Origin of the sequence: Ancylobacter sp. 3268 (assembly GCF_031456575.1) — a bacterium.
Taxonomy (GTDB): Bacteria; Pseudomonadota; Alphaproteobacteria; order Rhizobiales; family Xanthobacteraceae; genus Ancylobacter.
Map to the genome: position 1 here is coordinate 31,439 of NZ_JAVDUX010000009.1, position 18,271 is coordinate 49,709.

At 68.5% G+C, this 18,271-nt stretch carries 17 protein-coding genes; 12 read left to right on the forward strand and 5 right to left on the reverse strand.

What is annotated here, in order from left to right; all coding sequences use genetic code 11:
- The first annotated feature begins 105 nt into the window (after positions 1–105).
- The 10 genes from J2X65_RS13905 to J2X65_RS13950 all read left to right on the forward strand — a co-directional run bounded on the left by J2X65_RS13905 (position 106) and on the right by J2X65_RS13950 (position 10,115).
- Entirely contained in the window at positions 106–1,161 is a 1,056-nt protein-coding gene (locus J2X65_RS13905; RefSeq protein WP_404977717.1) for a PhoH family protein, read from the forward strand.
- The gene (gene ybeY / locus J2X65_RS13910; RefSeq protein ID WP_310201962.1) at positions 1,158–1,676 is read left to right on the forward strand and encodes an rRNA maturation RNase YbeY; all 519 of its coding nucleotides are present in this window, start codon (positions 1,158–1,160) and stop codon (positions 1,674–1,676) included. Before J2X65_RS13905 ends, ybeY begins: the two co-directional genes overlap by 4 nt.
- A gap of 6 nt (positions 1,677–1,682) precedes the next feature.
- Positions 1,683–2,879, forward strand: a complete 1,197-nt coding sequence (locus J2X65_RS13915) for a hemolysin family protein (RefSeq protein WP_310201964.1) — start codon at positions 1,683–1,685, stop codon at positions 2,877–2,879.
- Positions 2,869–4,566 carry an apolipoprotein N-acyltransferase gene (gene lnt, locus J2X65_RS13920; protein WP_310201966.1) on the forward strand — a complete coding sequence of 566 codons (1,698 nt, stop codon included), beginning with the start codon at positions 2,869–2,871 and terminating at the stop codon, positions 4,564–4,566. The genes J2X65_RS13915 and lnt overlap by 11 nt, the downstream gene beginning before the upstream one ends.
- Positions 4,567–4,670: 104 nt before the next feature.
- A complete protein-coding gene (locus J2X65_RS13925; protein ID WP_310201968.1) occupies positions 4,671–5,081 on the forward strand; it encodes a helix-turn-helix transcriptional regulator in 411 nt (136 codons plus the stop codon).
- Between the two features lie 131 nt (positions 5,082–5,212).
- Complete coding sequence (gene metK, locus J2X65_RS13930; RefSeq protein WP_310201970.1) at positions 5,213–6,406, forward strand: methionine adenosyltransferase; 1,194 nt, start codon at positions 5,213–5,215, stop codon at positions 6,404–6,406.
- A gap of 125 nt (positions 6,407–6,531) precedes the next feature.
- Positions 6,532–7,284 (forward strand): tRNA (guanine(46)-N(7))-methyltransferase TrmB, encoded by a 753-nt coding sequence (locus J2X65_RS13935; RefSeq protein ID WP_310201972.1) that lies wholly within the window; start codon positions 6,532–6,534, stop codon positions 7,282–7,284.
- A gap of 78 nt (positions 7,285–7,362) precedes the next feature.
- Entirely contained in the window at positions 7,363–7,710 is a 348-nt protein-coding gene (locus J2X65_RS13940) for a hypothetical protein (protein WP_310201974.1), read from the forward strand.
- Positions 7,710–8,120, forward strand: a complete 411-nt coding sequence (locus tag J2X65_RS13945) for a phage holin family protein (protein ID WP_310201976.1) — start codon at positions 7,710–7,712, stop codon at positions 8,118–8,120. Before J2X65_RS13940 ends, J2X65_RS13945 begins: the two co-directional genes overlap by 1 nt.
- A 210-nt stretch (positions 8,121–8,330) precedes the next feature.
- Positions 8,331–10,115 (forward strand): tetratricopeptide repeat protein, encoded by a 1,785-nt coding sequence (locus tag J2X65_RS13950; protein WP_310201978.1) that lies wholly within the window; start codon positions 8,331–8,333, stop codon positions 10,113–10,115.
- Between the two features lie 81 nt (positions 10,116–10,196).
- Here the strand turns inward: J2X65_RS13950 and J2X65_RS13955 are convergent, their stop codons facing one another.
- The 3 genes from J2X65_RS13955 to J2X65_RS13965 all read right to left on the reverse strand — a co-directional run bounded on the left by J2X65_RS13955 (position 10,197) and on the right by J2X65_RS13965 (position 12,990).
- Positions 10,197–10,622, reverse strand: a complete 426-nt coding sequence (locus J2X65_RS13955) for a DoxX family protein (RefSeq protein ID WP_310201980.1) — start codon at positions 10,620–10,622, stop codon at positions 10,197–10,199.
- Between the two features lie 391 nt (positions 10,623–11,013).
- Positions 11,014–11,493: a hypothetical protein gene (locus J2X65_RS13960; protein WP_310201982.1), complete on the reverse strand. Its 480-nt coding sequence runs from the start codon at positions 11,491–11,493 to the stop codon at positions 11,014–11,016.
- A 255-nt stretch (positions 11,494–11,748) separates the two neighbouring features.
- Complete coding sequence (locus J2X65_RS13965; RefSeq protein ID WP_310201984.1) at positions 11,749–12,990, reverse strand: MFS transporter; 1,242 nt, start codon at positions 12,988–12,990, stop codon at positions 11,749–11,751.
- 398 nt (positions 12,991–13,388) lie between these two features.
- Between J2X65_RS13965 and J2X65_RS13970 the strand changes: the two genes are divergently transcribed.
- A complete protein-coding gene (locus J2X65_RS13970) occupies positions 13,389–14,327 on the forward strand; it encodes an EamA family transporter (protein ID WP_310201986.1) in 939 nt (312 codons plus the stop codon).
- Positions 14,328–14,332: 5 nt separating this feature from the next.
- Here the strand turns inward: J2X65_RS13970 and J2X65_RS13975 are convergent, their stop codons facing one another.
- Entirely contained in the window at positions 14,333–16,756 is a 2,424-nt protein-coding gene (locus tag J2X65_RS13975; protein ID WP_404977711.1) for a transketolase, read from the reverse strand.
- A gap of 126 nt (positions 16,757–16,882) precedes the next feature.
- Between J2X65_RS13975 and J2X65_RS13980 the strand changes: the two genes are divergently transcribed.
- A complete protein-coding gene (locus J2X65_RS13980) occupies positions 16,883–17,374 on the forward strand; it encodes an Lrp/AsnC family transcriptional regulator (RefSeq protein WP_310201987.1) in 492 nt (163 codons plus the stop codon).
- Here the strand turns inward: J2X65_RS13980 and J2X65_RS13985 are convergent.
- A complete protein-coding gene (locus tag J2X65_RS13985) occupies positions 17,371–18,261 on the reverse strand; it encodes a LysR family transcriptional regulator (RefSeq protein ID WP_310201989.1) in 891 nt (296 codons plus the stop codon). The two genes, J2X65_RS13980 and J2X65_RS13985, sit on opposite strands and share 4 nt — an antisense overlap.
- Positions 18,262–18,271: the final 10 nt, after the last annotated feature.

Here is an 18,271-nt window from a genome sequence, read left to right on the forward strand (position 1 = left end):
GATCGGACGCTGGTGGCGACCCGTACGGGCGCGCGCAGCAGCGGGAGCGGCAGCAGCAGCGGAACCGCGGCACAGTCGGCCTCGACAGCTTCGACGGCCCGCTGGCTGACCCCCGACGCCGGCACGTCGAGCCAGATCGTGCTCGCCTTCGACGACAACCGGCTGGCCAGCCTGTTGTTCGGCAATTACGGCCAGAACCTCGCCACCATCGAGCGGCGGCTCGACATCGTCGCCGAGCAGCGCGGCAACCACGTTACGCTCGAAGGCCCGCGCGAAGCCTGCGACCAGGCCCGGCACGTGCTGGAGACGCTGTATGCCCGGCTGAAGAAGGGCGGCGAGATCGCCCCCGGCGATGTCGAGGGCGTGCTGCGCGAGGCGGCCTCGCAGGGCTTCCTGTTCGATTTCGACCCGGCGACCAAGAAGCAGAGCTTCGACGAAATCCAGCTGCGCCGCCGCCCGGTGCGCGCCCGCACCCTGGCGCAGGACGCCTATATCCGCGCGCTGAAGCGGCAGACGCTGGTATTCGGCGTCGGCCCGGCCGGCACAGGCAAGACCTGGCTCGCCGTCGCCTACGCCGTGCACCTGCTGGAGCGGCGGATCGTCGACAAGCTGATCCTCTCGCGGCCGGCGGTGGAAGCCGGCGAGCGGCTCGGCTTCCTGCCCGGCGACATGAAGGAGAAGGTCGATCCCTATCTGCGGCCGATCTACGACGCGCTGCACGACCTGATGGACCGCAACTATGTCGAGCGGGCGCTGACCTCCGGCGAGATCGAGATCGCCCCGCTCGCCTTCATGCGCGGGCGCACGCTGGCCAATGCCTGCGTCATCCTCGACGAGGCGCAGAACACCACCTCGATGCAGATGAAGATGTTCCTCACCCGCCTGGGCGAGAATTCGCACATGATCGTCACCGGCGACCCCAGCCAGATCGACCTGCCGCCGGGCCAGACCTCCGGCCTCGCCGAGGCAGTGGGGCTCCTGGAGAATGTCGAGGGCGTCGAGGTCTGCCACTTCAACGCCGCCGACGTGGTGCGCCACGAACTGGTGGGCCGCATCGTCGCCGCCTATGACGGCAAGGCCGCCGCCCGCCGCCCCGCCCCCCCGCCGGAAGCGCCGGCACCGGTCCAGAAGCCGGCCGCCGACGGGGAGCCGCCGCGATGAGCGACGGCTCCGCCATCGCGGTCGACGTCCTCGTCGCCGCCGGCCCCTGGCCGGAGCATGCCGAGGCCGCCGGCCTGGTGACGCGGGCGATCCGCGCCGCCCATAAGGGGGCGATGGAAGAGTACGATCTGGGCATCGAGCAGGGCGAGGTCGCGGTGATGCTCACCGACGACACCGGCATCCGCACGCTCAACCTCGACTGGCGCTCGAAGGACAAGGCGACAAACGTGCTATCATTCCCCACGCCGCAGGTAGCGCGGGAGGCCGGCGAGCCCCATCTGGGCGATATCGCCATCGCCTATGAGACCGTCGCCCGCGAGGCGGCCGCCGAGGAGAAGAGCTTCGACGACCACCTGACGCATCTCGCCGTTCACGGCATGCTGCATCTGCTCGGCTTCGACCACGAGACACCGGACGAAGCGGAGGAGATGGAGGCGATGGAGCGGCGGATCTTGTCCGGCCTCGGCATCGCCGATCCCTATGCCGAGACCGAACCCGTTCATCAAACCCACTAGAAGGCCATGTCCGATCCCGTTTCCAAGACACCGCCCCCCGCAGACGCCGGCGAAGGGCCAAGTACAGGGACCAGCATAAGTCCCACCCCGCTCCCCACCGAGCCGCGCGCCGGCGAGGGGCGGGGGGGACTTCTCGACCGGCTCCGACACCTGATCGGCGGCTGGCGAACCACCGGCTCGCTGCGCAGCGATCTCGCCGAGGCGCTGGCATCCAATGCCGATTTCACCGCCGACCTGTCGGCGACCGAGCGCGCGATGCTGAAAAGCATCCTGGAACTGCGCGAGCGGCGCGTGGGCGACCTGATGGTGCCGCGCGCCGACATCATCGCCGTGCAGAAGGACATCCCGCTCGGCGAACTGCTCGCGGTTTTCGCCGATGCCGGCCATTCGCGCCTCGTCGTCTATGACGACACGCTCGACGACCCGGTCGGCATGGTGCACATCCGCGACCTCGTCACCCATCTCACCCAGCGGGCGATGACCTCGCGCCCGCCCGCCGCGCTCGGCAGGCCGCGCGAGCCGAAGGCCGAACCGGGCGACGCCCGATCCGGCGGCGACACAAAACCGGCACCGGCGTTCAACCTCAAGGCGATCGACCTTTCCGCCTCGCTGAGCGCCGCGCGGCTGATCCGGCGGCTGCTGTTCGTGCCGCCCTCCATGCCCTCGATCGAACTGCTCGCCAGCATGCAGGCGAGCCGCATCCATCTCGCCCTCGTCATCGACGAATATGGCGGCACCGACGGCATCGTCTCGATGGAGGATCTGGTCGAGGAGATCGTCGGCGACATCGAAGACGAGCATGACGACGACGAGGCGCCGATGATCGCCCGCCAGCCGGACGGCAGCTTCATCGCCGATGCCCGCGCCGGCCTCGACGAGGTCGCCGAGATGGTGGACCCGGCCTTCGCCAATGGCGAGGAAGCCGAGGAGGTCGACACGCTCGGCGGCCTGCTGGTGACGCTGGCCGGGCGGGTGCCGGTGCGCGGCGAGATCGTCGCCGGGCCGGGCCCGTTCGAAATCGAGGTGCTCGATGCCGATCCGCGCCGGGTGAAGCGGCTGCGCATCTCCCCCGCCCGCGGCAATGGACATGCGCCGCGCGAGGCCGAACCGGCCGGGCGGGCCTCCACCGCCAGCCTGCCGCCGCCGGCGCAGCAATCCAGCGCCGATTCGCGCGCCGCGCTGCGCGGACCCGATGCGGCGTGATCCGCTGCCCGCCGGCGCGGCGGGCCCGGCCGGCGACCGCTCCGTCGCCGGCCCGCCGGCCACCGACCGGCGGAACCGTCTCGCCGCCCTGCTGCGGGACGGCCCCTACCCCCGGCGGGCGCTGATCGCGCTCGCCGCCGGCGCCGTCTCGGCACTGGCTTTGCAACCCTTCAACGTCTGGCCGCTGCTGGCGCTGACCTTGCCGGTGCTGGTGCTGCTGCTCGACGGCGTGCGGGACGGCGTGCGGGCGCGGCAGGCCCCGGCCTGGGCGGCGCTGCGGCCGGCCTTCGGCCTCGGCTGGTGCTTCGGCATGGGCTATTTCGTCGCCGGCCTGTGGTGGATCGGCGCCGCCTTCCTGGTGCAGGCGGACGATTTCGCCTGGCTGATGCCCTTCGCCGTGCTGGGGCTGCCGGCCTATCTGGCGCTCTATACCGGCCTCGGCGCCAGCGCCTGCATGCTGATCTGGCCGCGCGGACCGGCGCGCCTGCTCGGCTTCGCCGCGGTGATGACGCTGGCCGAGGGGTTGCGCGGCCTCCTGCTCACCGGCTTTCCATGGAACAATTTCGGCTACGCGCTCGGCAGCGACCTGCGTTTCGCGCAGGCAAGCGCGGTGATCGGCATCGCCGGGCTTTGCCTGGTCACCCTCGCCTGCCTGTCGACGCCGGTGGCGCTGCTGGATACCTCCCGCTCCTGGCGCGCGCGCCTCGCGCCGCCGCTCGCCGCCGGCCTGGTGCTGGCGGCACTGTGGATCGGCGGTGCCTGGCGGCTCGCCCATGTCGAGGTCGGCACGGTGCCGGGCGTGAAGCTGCGCATCATGCAGCCCGACCTGCCGCAGGACCAGAAATTCCGCTACGACGCCCGCCGCAGCGTGATGGACCTCTATGTCGCCACCAGCGAAAGCGCCGGCGGGCTCGAGGGCGTCACCCATCTGTTCTGGCCGGAATCCGCCTTCCCCTTCTTTCTCGAGCGCGAACCGGAGGCGCTGGCACGGCTGCGCGCCATGCTGCCCGCCGGGGCGACGCTGATCACCGGCGCCGGCCGGCTGGAGGAACGGCCGAGCGGCCAGCGGCCGGCGGTCTATAACAGCCTGCTGGCCCTCGATTCGCAGGGGCGGACCGTCGCCACCGCCGACAAGGTGCATCTCGTTCCGTTCGGCGAATATCTACCGTTCCAGGAAACGCTTGAAGCGCTCGGGCTCCAGCAACTTACACGTGTGCGTGGCGGTTTTTCTGCCGCCGACACCCGAAAACCGATGGAAATTCCGGGATTGCCCCCGGCTTTGCCGCTAATATGTTATGAAGCAATATTCCCGACCGAAATTGTATCGGCAAGAAATTCCTATGATGTGCATCGGCGGGGCCTATTACTGAACGTCAGTAACGATGCCTGGTTTGGCGAGACCCCCGGTCCGTTCCAGCATTTCGAGCAGGCGCGGATGCGGGCCATCGAGCAGGGACTGCCGCTGATCCGCGCGACCAATAATGGCATATCCGCCATTGTCGATCCGTTGGGCCGCGTGGTTGCCATGCTACCGCTGGGTGCGCGCGGCGTGCTTGATGGCGCATTGCCGCAAGCACTCGCGCCGACCATTTATGCCAATATTGGCAATTCTGTATCCAATTCCCTGCTTGTCTTGTTCCTGCTACTCGCCTTTGCATCGCAACGAGGATATACACGCAGGGATTGATCGACGTGTGCGCGTAGTTTGCCTAGACTGCCTGCCCTGATCGATGCGCTTTTCCTGCCTGCGAGGGGAGGGAAGGTATTTTTTTGTCCGAATCGGGGAAGCCGATGACCAAGAAGTCTCCTAACCCAATTGACAGGCATGTTGGCAGCCGCGTGCGCATGCGCCGGATGATGATCAACATGAGTCAGGAAAAATTGGGAGAAAGCTTGGGTATTACTTTTCAGCAGATTCAGAAATACGAAAAAGGCACAAACCGCATCGGCGCCAGTCGGTTGCAGAATATTTCCAGCGTGCTGGGCGTGCCGGTCGCGTTCTTTTTCGAGGGCGCACCTTCCACCGGCGTGACGATGTCCGGGCTGGCCGAGGAGGCCTCGCCCGCCTATGTGGCGGATTTCCTCGCCACATCGGAAGGCCTGGCGCTCACCCGCGCCTTCACCCGCATTTCCGATCCCAAGGTGCGCCGGCGAATCGTCGATCTCGTCGAGACTCTCGCCGACCAGGACGACGGCGCCTGAGCGAGCGGCGGCGCGCCCGTTCGTTTTTCCGAACAAATCCGGCGGCAAAACTTGACCTGTCTGGCCGCTATTGCCAGAAAGGGCCAGCCGGACGTCTTCGCCGCGCCGGTGGTGAGATGAGGAGCCGAGACGTGTCTCGACAAGACTATGTTTTTACCAGCGAATCCGTTTCCGAAGGCCATCCCGACAAGGTCTGCGACCGCATTTCCGACGAAGTGGTCGACGCCTTTTTCCGTGAAGGCCCGAAACTCGGCTGGGATCCGGGGCACCTGCGCGTCGCCTGCGAAACCCTCGCCACCACCAACCGCGTGGTGATCGCCGGCGAGACCCGCGGCCCGGCCGCCATCACCCGCGACTTCATTTCGCACATCGCCCGCCTCGCCATTCGCGACATCGGCTACGAACAGGACGGCTTCCACTGGGAAGACGCCGATATCGAGGTGCTGCTGCACGCCCAGTCCGTCGACATCGCCCAGGGCGTCGATTCCACCGGCAACAAGGACGAAGGCGCCGGCGACCAGGGCATCATGTTCGGCTATGCCTGCCGCGAGACGCCGGAACTGATGCCGGCACCAATCTACTACGCCCACCGCATCCTCAAGGTGCTGGCCAATGCCCGCCATTCCGGCGAGAGCTCGGTGCTCGGCCCCGACGCCAAGAGCCAGGTGAGCGTGCGCTATGAGGGCGGCAAGCCGGTCGAGGTGACGCAGATCGTGCTGTCGACCCAGCATCTCGACGCCGAGCTGTCCTCCCACGACGTGCGCAACATCGTCGAGCCCTATATCCGCGAGGCGCTGCCGCAGAGCTGGATCACCCCGTCCACCGTGTGGCACGTCAATCCGACCGGCAAGTTCGTCATCGGCGGCCCGGACGGCGATTGCGGCCTGACCGGCCGCAAGATCATCGTCGACACCTATGGCGGCGCGGCCCCGCATGGCGGCGGCGCCTTCTCCGGCAAGGACCCGACCAAGGTCGACCGCTCGGCCGCCTATGCCGCGCGCTACCTGGCCAAGAACGTGGTCGCCGCCGAACTGGCGCAGCGCTGCACCATCCAGCTCGCCTATGCGATCGGCGTCTCCGACCCGCTCGCCGTCTATGTCGACCTGCACGGCACCGGCGAGGTCGAGGAGGCCCGGCTGGAGAAGGTGCTGCGCGAGGTGATGAACCTGCGTCCGCGCGGCATCCGCGAGCATCTCGAGCTCAACAGGCCCATCTATGCCCGCACCGCCGCCTATGGCCATTTCGGCCGCGCGCCGGAAGAGGATGGCGGCTTCTCCTGGGAACGCACCGACCTCGCCGCGGCGATCCGCGCCGCCGTGGGCTGAGCCCGGCAGCCGCGACCGGACAGAACCGGGCCGGGGCGATCGATCCCGGCTTGCGCCTTTCCACGGCTGATCTTAATGCGGGGCGGATCTGCGGGTCCGCCCCGCCCTGCTTTCGGTGACGCCTCATGACCAGCGCGGACAACGCGCACACCCGCGATACCGCGGCGCCCGGCACCGGCTTCTATGGCCGGCGCAAGGGCAAGCCGCTGCGCGCCCTCCAGAACCAGCATCTGCAGGAACACCTGCCGCGGCTGCAGATCGATTTGGCGATGCTCGACGACCTGGCGATGCTCGACGATCCGGCGACGCCCGACCGCCCGCTTTTGTCGGCGCTGTTCCCACTTCCGATCGCCGAGGTGCGGCTGGAGATCGGCTTCGGCGGCGGCGAGCACCTGCTGGCCGAGGCCGCGCGGCATCCCGGCATCGGCTATATCGGCGCCGAGGCCTTCGTGAACGGCGTCGCCAAGGCGACGGCCGGCGTCGTCGAGGCCGGGCTCGCCAATGTCCGGCTCTACGGCGACGACGTGGTGCCGCTGCTCGACCGGCTGCCGGCCGGTTCGCTCGCCCGCATCGACCTGCTCTATCCCGATCCCTGGCCGAAGCGCCGGCACTGGAAGCGCCGCTTCGTGCGGCCGGACAATATCGACCGTTTCGCCCGGCTGCTGGCGCCCGGCGGGCATTTTCGTTTTGCCACCGATGTCGAGGACTACGCGGCCTGGACGCTGCGCCACCTGCTGGCCGACGCCCGCTTCCGCTGGACGGCGCGGGTCGCCGACGACTGGCGGCTGCCCTGGGCCGGGTGGCCGGGCACCCGCTACGAGGCCAAAGCGCGGCGCGAGGGACGAATACCGGGCTATTACGAGTTCCAGCGCATCTGATTACCGCATAGGCTGGAACCGCGGCGGCGCCAAAGCGTTATCGCCCGCACCCACCGGGGTAAGGCACAGGAGACGAGCATGGCCGATCCGAATCCGCAGGAAGACTTCTCCAAGCTCACCGCCGATCTCGCCGCCCTGCGGGAAGATGTCGCCAAGCTCGCCGAATCGCTGGCGACGCTGGCCAGGCAGGAAGGCGCCGCCGCCGCCGAAACCGTGCGGGAAAAGGTGCGCAGCGGCAAGGCGCAGGCCGAAGCCACCGCCGCCGGCCTGCTCGACGAGGGCGCCGCCGCCGTGGAGGATGCCAAGGCCTGCGCTTCCGCGCTTTGCCGCGACGCCAGCGGCGCCATTGAACGCAATCCCTTTGCCGCGGTGGCCGCGGCGCTCGGCATCGGCTTCGTCTTCGGCCTGATCTCGCGGAGCCGGTGATGCTGAAGCTGCTGGCCGGTTTCGTCGGCGCCGAGGTCAACCTTGCGCTGCGCCGCGCCGCGACGACCGCGCTGCTGCTGCTGCTCGGCGCGCTGCTGTTCGGCGGCGCGCTGGTCGCCCTGATGGTCGCGCTCTTCATCGCGCTGGCCGAAGCCTATGATCCGGTGGTGGCGGCGCTGCTGATCGCCGCGCTGTCCTTCGTCGTCGGCCTCCTCCTGCTGATCGTCGCCTATGCGCGGCTGAGGACGCGCTCACGGCGGGCCGCCTCCTCGTTCGACCTGCGGGCGGCAGCGATTCGCGCGCCGGTAGGGCCGGCCGTTCCGCCGGCGCCGCCGCTCGCCGCCCAGACGGTGCTGGGGATTGCCGCGATTGCGGCGATTACCGGCCTTATTCTTGGCCGACGCATCTGAAACTCTCAGCTTCGTGCGCGACGCAGGCTGTTCCTAGCACCACCCGTTCTTGCAGGAGCGGGTAAAAAGGAACAATCTGCCCGCAGGCATTGGGGAGCCGCTTAGGCAGCCACCTGGTAACCACTTGGGTAACCATTTGAGTGGCAACCTGGGCTGTCGGCGGCCGGATCGGTCGCGGCTGACCAAGCTTCGCCGCTGGAGGTTCTGGATTTGACGTTTCGACGCTCGTCGCTGCGGCCGGGTGTGGCCGTACTCGCCCTGCTCACGGCCCTTGGCGGGGCGAGCGCGGTCAAGGCCGATGCGCCTCCCGCGGCGCTGATCGCCCGTTCCTCCCCCGCCGGCAACTATCTCGCCGCCCGCCTCGCGCTCGCCGAGCGCGATACCGGTGCCGCCGCCGCCTATTACCGCGCGCTGGTGCGGGTGTTCCCGCGCAATGGCGAGATACTGGAACGGGCTTTCCTCACCCTGCTCGCCGACGGCTCGATCGACGAAGCGGTGGAACTGGCCCAGCGCATCGTGCGCATCGATCCGGAGCACTCGCTGGCCCGGCTGGTGCTCGGCGTGAAGGCGATCAAGACCAAGCAATATGTCACCGCGCGCTCCAATCTGCGCCGGGCCGGCGACGGCGCCATTGCCGAACTCAATTCGACGCTGCTCAGCGCCTGGGCGCAGTTCGGCTCGGGCAACGCCCGCCAGGCGGCGGCCGCCATCGACGAGTTGCAAGGGCCGGAATGGTATGCCGGCTTCAAGGCGCTGCATGCGGGGCTGATCCTCGACGCCGCCGGCATCCGCAAGGAAGCCGGCCAGCGGCTCGAACAGGCGCTGAAGGTCGATCCACGCTCGCTGCGGGTGGTGGACGCCTATGCCCGCTGGGCCTCGCGCAGCGGCAACAAGAAGCTGGCGATCGATACGTACGAAGCCTATGACAAGGTGGCGCCGGACGACCCGCTCGTCGAGCGGGCGATGGCGCAACTCGACGCCGGCAAGACCCTGCCGCCGCTGATCGACACGCCGCAGGCCGGCGCCGCCGAAGTGATGTACGGCCTCGGCGCTGCGCTCGGCCGCCAGGGCGGCGAGGACCTCGCCATGGTCTATCTGCAGCTCGGCCGCTGGCTCGACCCCTCGCATCCGCTGATCGAGGTGACGCTCGCCGACCTGTTCGAAAGCCTCAACAAGCACGACGAGGCGATCGCGCTTTTCCGCGCCGTGCCGGCGGATTCTCCGCTCAAGCTGAATGCCGACATCCAGCTCGGCATCAACCTCAATGCCGCCGGCAAGAAGGACGAGGCGGAGAAGACGCTGGAAGAGGCGCTCGCCCGCCACCCGAAGGATCTGCGCGCCATGATGGCGTATGGTGACGTATTGCGCGCCAATGAGCAGTTCGAGAAATCGATCGTGGTCTACAGCAAGGCGATCGACGAAATCGGCACGCCGACCGGCAAGAACTGGATGCTGTTCTATTTCCGCGGCATCGGCTACGAGCGCACCAAGCAGTGGGCAAAATCGGAAGCCGACCTGAAGAAGGCCCTGGAGCTGCGCCCCGACCAGCCGCATGTGCTGAACTATCTCGGCTATTCCTGGATCGACCAGGGCGTCAATCTCGACGAGGGCATGGAGATGATCCGCAAGGCGGTGACGCTCCGGCCCGACGACGGCTATTTCATCGACAGCCTCGGCTGGGCCTATTACCGCATCGGCAAATATGACGACGCGGTGCGCGAACTGGAGCGCGCCGTCGAACTGAAGCCGAACGAGGCGGTAATCAACGACCATCTCGGCGACGCCTATTGGAAGGTCGGGCGGCATCTGGAGGCGCGGTTCAAGTGGAACCATGCCCGCGATCTCAACCCGGAGCCGGCCGACCTCGCCAAGATCGAGCGCAAGATCGCGGTGGGCCTCGACGAGGCACAGACCACCGAGGCGGCGCAGAACAACACCTCGGCCGCCAAGCCCGCGGCGCCGGCCGAGGTGACGAAGCCCGGTGGCGGCGGCTGAGCGCCCGAGACTTCCGTGAGGCGTGAAACGTGCCGGCCCGGTGGACACCTGGCCGGCACGTGTCTGTTCGGGCCTGTGCGATCAGGCGTTAGCGGGGCGGCCGACGAAGAGCAGCGGGCGCGAGCGCAGCGCATAGGCGCCATCCCCGAGCAGCCACAGCGCGAAGGACGTCGCGATGAGGAAGGCGGGATATTCCCAGCCACCGCCGGCGGCGGAAAACAGCCAGCCATTGCCGAGATGCGCGCTCATGGCCCCGGCCATCACCGGGATCATCAGCAGGGCGACGTGGCGGGCATAGAGGCCGGCGACGATCAGGACGCCGCCGACCAGTTCCGCAAGGATCACCGGGCCGGCAAGGACGCCGGGCATGCCCAGGCTTTCGAGATAGCCGGCGAAGCCGGGAACGGTGAAGACGACATATTTCAGCAGCGCGTGCGAGATCCACATGAGACCGAGGGCGACGCGCAGGACGAAGATGCCATAAGGGGCGGAGCGGGTGTCGAGCATGACGAGCTATCCGTGTGTGGTGACGGGGGTGCCGGAGGACTTCCGGTTGCGGGTGTCTTGCACCACAGCTAGCTCATCGCATCACGGCACGCGATAGCCATAAAAACGCAAGATACATTGCACTGCTGCAATATGGAGCGAAAGTCCTGCGCCTGAGGCCGGGATCGGAATCCGTCGATCCGCGATAGGGCGTCACGGCGATGTCGGCGGGAGGTTGGCGGGAGGGGCCGCGCCGGATTCGCTACCCGGGGAGGCGCACAAAGATGCGACGGCCGAGCGACGCAAGGACGGGTACGGAGCCAAGGCGAACGCATACCGCCCGCAACCGGCGAGGGGAGGCCGACGCCAGCCTGGCGCCACGCCGCCGCGGTGCCGTTACGGCGAGGCGGCCTCAGTGCACGCTTTCGATCTGCGCGGTCTTGGTGCCCGCCGGCGCGCCTCGCGCACGCTCCACCAGCCGGGTGCGGCCGCTGCCGCCACGCTTGAACTCGCACCACATCTGGTTGAAGCCGGCGAGATTGCCGCGGAACGCATCCGCCGCCGTCTTCTCCAGCTCGAAGCAGGGCTGATAGGCAACGCCCTTCAGCCGGGCGCAGATCTTTTCGGACGAGGTTTGCACCGTGCCCGCCGGCAGGGTGACATAGCGGGCATTGCCCTTGCCGCGCACCTGGATGGTGCCGGCGACCGAACCGTCCTTCAGCACCCGGCCGGAACCGACCGTACCTTCATAGCAGGTATAGGAAAAGGTTTTTCCCAGCACGAAGCGCTCGGCGGCCTGCGGCGTCAGCGGGTCGGCCGACGCACCCGACGACATTCCGACGGCGCCGGCGGTGAGCGCAGCAGCAGACAGCAGAACCTTGGTGATCCGCATCCGAAACCTTCCTATCAGAGGCAGTGCCCCCAAGCCCCGGGAGAACCGCCACATCACGATGCGTCGCAAACGCCGGATCCCGCAAGAGCCGGGCCGGAACCCGGCACCGCACGGGCTCACGCGACGTCACACCTGTTGCAGGATTGCTACGCCGCCGCCGCAACGCCTCCTCGGACTATGTGCGCGCGATGGTTAACAGCTCGCCAACGCGACCGGCCGGAGCCGGTCGCCATAGGGCGGCTCGGAGACCGGTTGTCAGGCGGCGGCGGGATGCCGGCGCTCGGCCACCGGGCGCTCGACGATCGGCAGGTTGATCGCCGCCGAGGCGAAGGACAGCGCCACCGACAGCCACCACACCAGATCGTAGGAACCGAGCCGCTCATAGAGCAGGCCGCCCAGCCACACGCCGAGGAAGCCGCCGACCTGATGGCTGAAGAAGGCGAAGCCATAGAGCATGGCGAGGTAGCGGGTGCCGAACATCAGCATGACCAGGCCGGAGGTCGGCGGCACGGTGGAGAGCCACAGCAGGCCGATACCGATGCCGAAGCCGATGGAGGTGATCGGGCTCGCCGGCAGCAGGATGAAGACGATGATGACGACACCGCGGGCGAAATAGATCCAGGCCAGCAGCAGCCGGCGCGAGAAACGCGACGACAGCCAGCCGGAGGAGAGCGAGCCGACCATGTTGGCCAGGCCGATCACCGCCAGCGTCCAGCCACCCACGGTGATGGAGAGGCCACGATCGGTGAGATAGGCCGGCAGATGGGTGGTGACGAAGGCCAGCTGGAAGCCGCAGGTGAAGAAGCCGAGCACCAGGAACACATAGCTCGGATGCCGGAAGGCCTGGCCGAGTGCCGCGCCGATGGTCTGCTTCGGCTCGGTGGCGACGACCGTCACCTTGGGCGGGCTCATCAGCGCCACGGCAAGCGGCATCACCATCAGCATGGCGCCGCCGAACACGATCAGCGTCTCCTGCCAGCCGACGGCACCGATGAGGCCGGCAGCCAGCGGCGGGAACAGGAACTGGCCGAAGGAGCCGGCGGCGGTACCGGCGCCGAAGGCCATGGGCCGCCAGCGGTCCGGCAGCATCTTGCCGAAGGCGGCGAGCACGATGTTGAAGGAGCAGCCCGACAGGCCGAAGCCGACGATGACGCCGGCCGAAAGATGCAGCAGGCCGGGCGTCGAGGCATAGGCCATCAGACCGAGACCGACGGCATAGAGCAGCGCGCCGGCGCACAGCACGCGGGCGACGCCGAATCGATCGGCAATGGCGCCGGCAAACGGGGTGCCGAGGCCCCAGAGCAGGTTCTGGATGGCGATGGCGAGGCCGAACGTGTCGCGTCCCCAGCCATATTCGGCGGTCATCGGCAGCAGGAAGATGCCGGAGGACGCGCGCGGCCCGAAGGTGAGCATGGCGATGAGGCAGCCGCACAGCACGATGATGAGCGGGGCGCGCCGTGCCAGGCCGGAAGCGGAGGAGGGGGAGGCGGCGGACATGCGGTCATCCCGGCGATGAGCTGAAGGCGGCAAATTACAGCCCTGTCGCGGACGATAGAAACGAATAATTTTCCGGTCGACCATCAGCATATTAGATGAATCCGGCCGGTGCCGCGTGGCTGGGTGCCGTGTGCCGAACCGCCTCCATACGGGCCGGCCGACGATTGCGAGCGGGTGCCCGTCGCGTGACGGGCGCCCTCCGAGAGGGACGCGAACTCAACCGAAGAGCTTCATTGCCGAGACCGCTGAGGTGTGGGATGGCTGCGCTGCGGGCGGAATCGGCCCGGCCGGCATCACCGCCACAGCGCGATGCCGGCGCCCCCCTCCCGACGACCGCGGCACCGCGATCTTCTCCTCGCATCGACCCGAAGCCACATCCCACAGGCTGCTTCCGCATCATGGCTCCCACCGCGGCCGACCGTTCCGGCACTCCCGCCATACCGCTCTCCGCCTATGCCCACCTCCTCACCATCTACATCGTTTGGGGCGGCGCCTATCTGGCGGTGAAGATCTGCATCTCCGGCCCGGCGGCGATTACCGTGCCGCAACTGCAATCGACGCGCATGTGGGGAGCGGCGCTACTGATCGGCGCGGTGGCACTGGCGCGCACCCGGCGGGTACCGCACCTGACACGGCGCGATATCGCGCTGTGCACCGCCACCGGGCTGCTGATGTGGGTCGGCGGCAACGGCCTCGCCACCCTCGCCTCGCGCCATGCCACATCGAGCTTCATCGTCATGGCGATGGGCGCGATCCCGTTGTGGAGCTGCCTGCTCGAACTCGTCATCGCCCGCACCCTGCCGGCAAGGCGGGTGGTGCTCGGGCTGGTGCTCGGCCTCGCCGGGCTGTTCCTGGTGGTGGCGCCGACGCTGATCGGCACCGGCGCGGCGATCATCGAGCCGGGCTATGCCGGCCTCACCGTTGTTCTGCTCATCGGCGCGGGCATGAGCTGGTCGCTCGGCACCATCGTTCAGCGGCCGCTGATGAAGCGGATGCGGCCGGAATGGGCGGCGACGCTGCAGCTGCTCACCGCCGCGCTGGTGCTGAGCGTGGTGGCGGCGGGCGAGCACGCGCCACTGCCGGACATGCCGAGCACCCGGCAATGGCTTGCCTTCGGCTTCCTGATCGTCTTCGCCTCGGTGATCGGGCTGACGTCCTATATCCGCGTCATCGGCGCCTTCAGCCCGGTGATCGCCTCGACCTTCGCCTATGTGAACCCGATCATCGGCGTCCTGCTCGGCTGGATCTTGCTGGGCGAGGAGATCGCGCCGGTGTCGCTGCTCGGCCTCGGCATCGTGCTCGCCAGCATCGCGATCGTGCTCAGCGGGCGACGCTGAACCGCTCATCCCACCGCGCGCAGATGGCGGATCGGCCGGCCGGGGGTCATCGATTGCGCGGCGCGGACGATGCCCTGCGCGTCGATGCCGTAATGGCGGTAGAGATCGGCCAGCGTGCCGGTCTGGCCGAAGCGCTCGACGCCCAGCGCCCGCACCCGGTGCCCCTGCACGGCGCCAAGCCAGCCCAGCGTCGCCGGATGGCCGTCGATGACGGTGACGAGGGCGCACGCACCGGGCACGTCGGCCAGCAGCCGCTCGATATGCGCCTCCCCTGCCTCGCCGCGCTCGCGCAGGCGCTGGGCGCCGGTCCAGCCGGCATGCAGCCGGTCGGCGGAAGTGACGGCGAGCAGGCCAACATCGCGGCGGTCCTCGGCGATCAGCCCGACCGCCTCGATGGCCTCCGGCGCCAGCGCCCCGGCATAGGCCACGACCACCTGCGCGTTCGGCCCCGGCCGCCGCAGCCAGTAGCCGCCGGCGACGATGTCGGCCGCCAGCGCTTCGTCCATGGCGCGGCGCGGCTGCTCGATGGTGCGGGTCGACAGGCGCAGATAGCTGGCGCCGCCCTGCGCATCGGTGAGACCGGAGGCATCCGGCGCGGCGGAGCCGGAGCGCTGCATGTAGTCGAAGGCGAAGCGCAGGATCACCGCGAGTTCGTCGACGAAGGCCGGCTCGAAACTGGCCAGCCCGTCCTGCGCCACGCCGATCAGCGGGGTGGCGATCGACTGGTGCGCGCCGCCCTCCGGCGCCAGCGTCACCCCGGACGGCGTGGCCGCGAGGATGAACCGGGCCTCCTGGTAGCAGGCATAGTTCAGCGCATCGAGGCCGCGCTCGATGAACGGGTCGTAGAGCGTGCCGACCGGCAGCAGCCGCTCGCCGAACAGCGAATGCGACAGGCCGAGCGCCGAGAGCATGAGGAACAGGTTCATCTCGGCGATGCCGAGCTCCATGTGCTGGCCCTTGGGCGAGAACTCCCAGTTGAAGGTCGAGGGGATGCGCTCCCGCTTGAAGGTGTCGGCCAGGGATTCGCGGGCGAACAGGCCGCGCCGGTTCACGAAGGCACCGAGATTGGTGGAGACCGTGACATCCGGCGAGGTAGTGACGACGCGGGCGGCGAAATCGTCCTCGCGCTTGGCGATCTCATGCATCAAAAGGCCGAAGCCCTGCTGGGTCGACATCGCCGGCTGGAGGGCAAGCTCGAGCCGGGACGGCACCGCGAGCGCCGGCGCCTGATGGCGACGGGTGCCCCTGGCATTGAACGGCGCGGCATCGAGGAACGCCTGCAGCCGCTCGGCCGGCAAAGCGAGCCCCTCGAACGGATCCCATTCATGGCCCGGGCGGATGGCGTGGCGCCTGCGCAGGTCTTCCATCTGCGCCGGGGTCATCAGCCCGGCATGGTTGTCCTTGTGGCCGGCGAGCGGCAGGCCATAGCCCTTGACGGTGTAGGCGATGAAGCAGACCGGGCGATCATGCGCCCTCGCCGCCTCGAACGTCTCGGTAAGCGACGGAAGATCATGGCCGCCGAGATTGCTCATCAGCCGCGCCAGCTCCTCGTCGGAGCGACGCTCGATCAGGGCCGTCACCGGCCCCTGGTCGCCGATATCGTCGTTGAGGCGCTTGCGCCAGGCCTTGCCGCCCTGGAAGGTGAGGGCGGAATAGAGCTGGTTGGGACAGGTGTCGATGAAGCGGCGCAGCGCCTCGCCGCCCGGCTCGGCGAAGGCTTCCTGCATCAGGCGGCCATATTTCAGGATGACGACGTCCCAGCCGAAATTGCGGAAGATCGATTCGACGCGCTCCCACAGGCCCTCGCGCACCACCGCATCGAGGCTCTGCCGGTTATAGTCGACGATCCACCAGCAATTGCGCAGGCCGTGTTTCCAGCCTTCGAGCAGGGCTTCGAAGATATTGCCCTCATCCATCTCGGCATCGCCGACCAGCGCGACCATCTTGCCTTCCGGCCCCTCGCCGCCGAGCGCCTTCGCCCGCAAAAAGTCCTGCACCAGCGAGGCGAACAGCGTCTGGGCGACGCCGAGGCCGACCGAACCGGTGGAGAAATCGACGTCGTCGACATCCTTGGTGCGCGAGGGATAGGACTGGGCACCCTTGTAGCCGCGGAAATTCTCCAGCTTCTCCCGGCTCTGATTGCCGAACAGGTACTGGATGGCGTGAAACACCGGGCTGGCATGCGGCTTCACCGCCACCCGATCCTCGGGACGCAGCGCCTTGAGGTAAAGCGCCGTCATCACGGTGGCCAGCGAGGCGGAGGAGGCCTGATGGCCGCCCACCTTCAGCCCATCGACATTGGCGCGGACATGGTTGGCGTTATGGATGGTCCAGGTCGCCAGCCACAGCAGCTTTTTCTCGAGCTCCGCCAGTTCGTCATCCGCCGGTCTCCGGGGGCGGTCCCGGCCTTCCATCCGTTGCACGGCCATGTTCCCTCTCCGGCATGCAGAGGAGGGAGATTACGCCTGGCCGAGGCGCGATTGCAGCTATTCTCAAGTGCGGAAGCGGGCCATGTTAGCTGAAATCGCCCATTTTCCCGCGCAACATGGCTGAACATGACCGAGACGCCCCTTGATGCCATCGACCGCAAGCTCCTCGCCGCCCTGCAGGCGGACGCCCATGCCACCATGGAGCAATTGAGCGCACTGGTCGGCCTCTCGCCCTCGCCCTGCGCCCGGCGGGTGCGGCAGTTGGAGGCGGCCGGAGTGATCCGGCGCTATGTGGCGGTGCTCGACCAGGACAAGGTCGGGCTGCCGATCAGCGTCTTCGCCTCGATCCGGCTGGAGCGCCAGCGCGAGGAGGAACTCGACCGCTTCGCCAAGGCGATCATGCGCTGGCCGGAGATCGTCGAATGCTACCTGATGACCGGGCAGCGCGACTATCTGCTGCGCATCGTGGTCAAGGACCTGCCCGCCTATGAAGCCTTCCTCAAGCGGACGCTGACCCGGCTCGAGGGCGTCGCCTCGATCGAATCGAGCTTCGCCCTCGGGCAGGTGAAGCATGCGGAAGGGCTGCCGATCGGCGCGCCTGAGCCGCCACGGTTCTAATCGCCCTCGGTCTCGGCGACGAGGTCCAGAAAGGCCTGCGCCGCCCGCGTGCGGTAGCGCTCCTTGTGACGCAGCGCCAGGAAGCGGCGCGTCGGCAGCGGGAAGGCGATCTCGGCGAGCGTGCCGGCGCGGATGGCGCTCGCCGCCACCCGGCGTGACAGCACGGTGACGCCGCTGCCGGCCTCCACCGCCGCCCGCACCGCCTCGTTGGAGGGATATTCCAGCGCCACATTCAATCGCTCCGCCGGCAGACCGAGGCCGGCGAGATGGGCCTCCAGCACCGCGCGGGTGCCCGATCCCGGCTCGCGCAGCACCCAGGGACCGGCGAGCAGCTGCTCCGCTGCCGTCGGCGGGCGCCAGGCCCAGGGATGGGTGACCGGGGTCACCAGCACCATCTCGTCCCGCGCCACCGGCAGCACGGTGAGCGCCGGCTCTTCCACCTCACCCTCGGCAAAGCCGAGGTCGGCCTCGCCGCGCCGCACCTGCCCGGCGACGAAATCGGTGTTGCCGACGGCGATGGAAACCGAAATGCCGGGATGGCGGGCACGGAACCGCTGCACCTGCCGCGGCAGCCAGTAGCCGGCAATGGTCTGGCTGGCGGCCAGAGCGAGCGAGCCATGGGCAAGGCCGGACAGGTCGGCGAGCACCTTCTCGGCGGCGGCGGCCTGGGCCAGCACCGCCTTCGCCTCGACGAGGAACAGCCTTCCCGCCTCGGTGAGCTCGATGCGGCGGCCGATGCGATCGAACAGCCGAGTGGCGTGGCGCGCTTCCAGCGCTGCGATGGCGGCACTGGTGGCCGACTGGGTGAGGTTGAGGTCCGCCGCCCCCTTGGTGACATGCTGGCGCGCGGCGACGGCGACGAAGATGCGCAGCTGTTCGAGGGTCATTCCGGGCCGT

Bases quoted from the DNA above. Each gene is read 5' to 3' on its own strand.
- lnt (WP_310201966.1), top strand. From the start codon at position 2,869: ATGCGGCGTGATCCGCTGCCCGCCGGCGCGGCGGGCCCGGCCGGCGAC.
- J2X65_RS13965 (WP_310201984.1), bottom strand. From the start codon at position 12,990: ATGTCCGCCGCCTCCCCCTCCTCCGCTTCCGGCCTGGCACGGCGCGCC.
- J2X65_RS13925 (WP_310201968.1), top strand. From the start codon at position 4,671: ATGACCAAGAAGTCTCCTAACCCAATTGACAGGCATGTTGGCAGCCGC.
- J2X65_RS13970 (WP_310201986.1), top strand. From the start codon at position 13,389: ATGGCTCCCACCGCGGCCGACCGTTCCGGCACTCCCGCCATACCGCTC.
- J2X65_RS13935 (WP_310201972.1), top strand. From the start codon at position 6,532: ATGACCAGCGCGGACAACGCGCACACCCGCGATACCGCGGCGCCCGGC.
- J2X65_RS13940 (WP_310201974.1), top strand. From the start codon at position 7,363: ATGGCCGATCCGAATCCGCAGGAAGACTTCTCCAAGCTCACCGCCGAT.
- J2X65_RS13985 (WP_310201989.1), bottom strand. From the start codon at position 18,261: ATGACCCTCGAACAGCTGCGCATCTTCGTCGCCGTCGCCGCGCGCCAG.
- J2X65_RS13960 (WP_310201982.1), bottom strand. From the start codon at position 11,493: ATGCGGATCACCAAGGTTCTGCTGTCTGCTGCTGCGCTCACCGCCGGC.
- J2X65_RS13975 (WP_404977711.1), bottom strand. From the start codon at position 16,756: ATGGCCGTGCAACGGATGGAAGGCCGGGACCGCCCCCGGAGACCGGCG.
- J2X65_RS13980 (WP_310201987.1), top strand. From the start codon at position 16,883: ATGACCGAGACGCCCCTTGATGCCATCGACCGCAAGCTCCTCGCCGCC.
- ybeY (WP_310201962.1), top strand. From the start codon at position 1,158: ATGAGCGACGGCTCCGCCATCGCGGTCGACGTCCTCGTCGCCGCCGGC.
- J2X65_RS13955 (WP_310201980.1), bottom strand. From the start codon at position 10,622: ATGCTCGACACCCGCTCCGCCCCTTATGGCATCTTCGTCCTGCGCGTC.
- J2X65_RS13945 (WP_310201976.1), top strand. From the start codon at position 7,710: ATGCTGAAGCTGCTGGCCGGTTTCGTCGGCGCCGAGGTCAACCTTGCG.
- J2X65_RS13915 (WP_310201964.1), top strand. From the start codon at position 1,683: ATGTCCGATCCCGTTTCCAAGACACCGCCCCCCGCAGACGCCGGCGAA.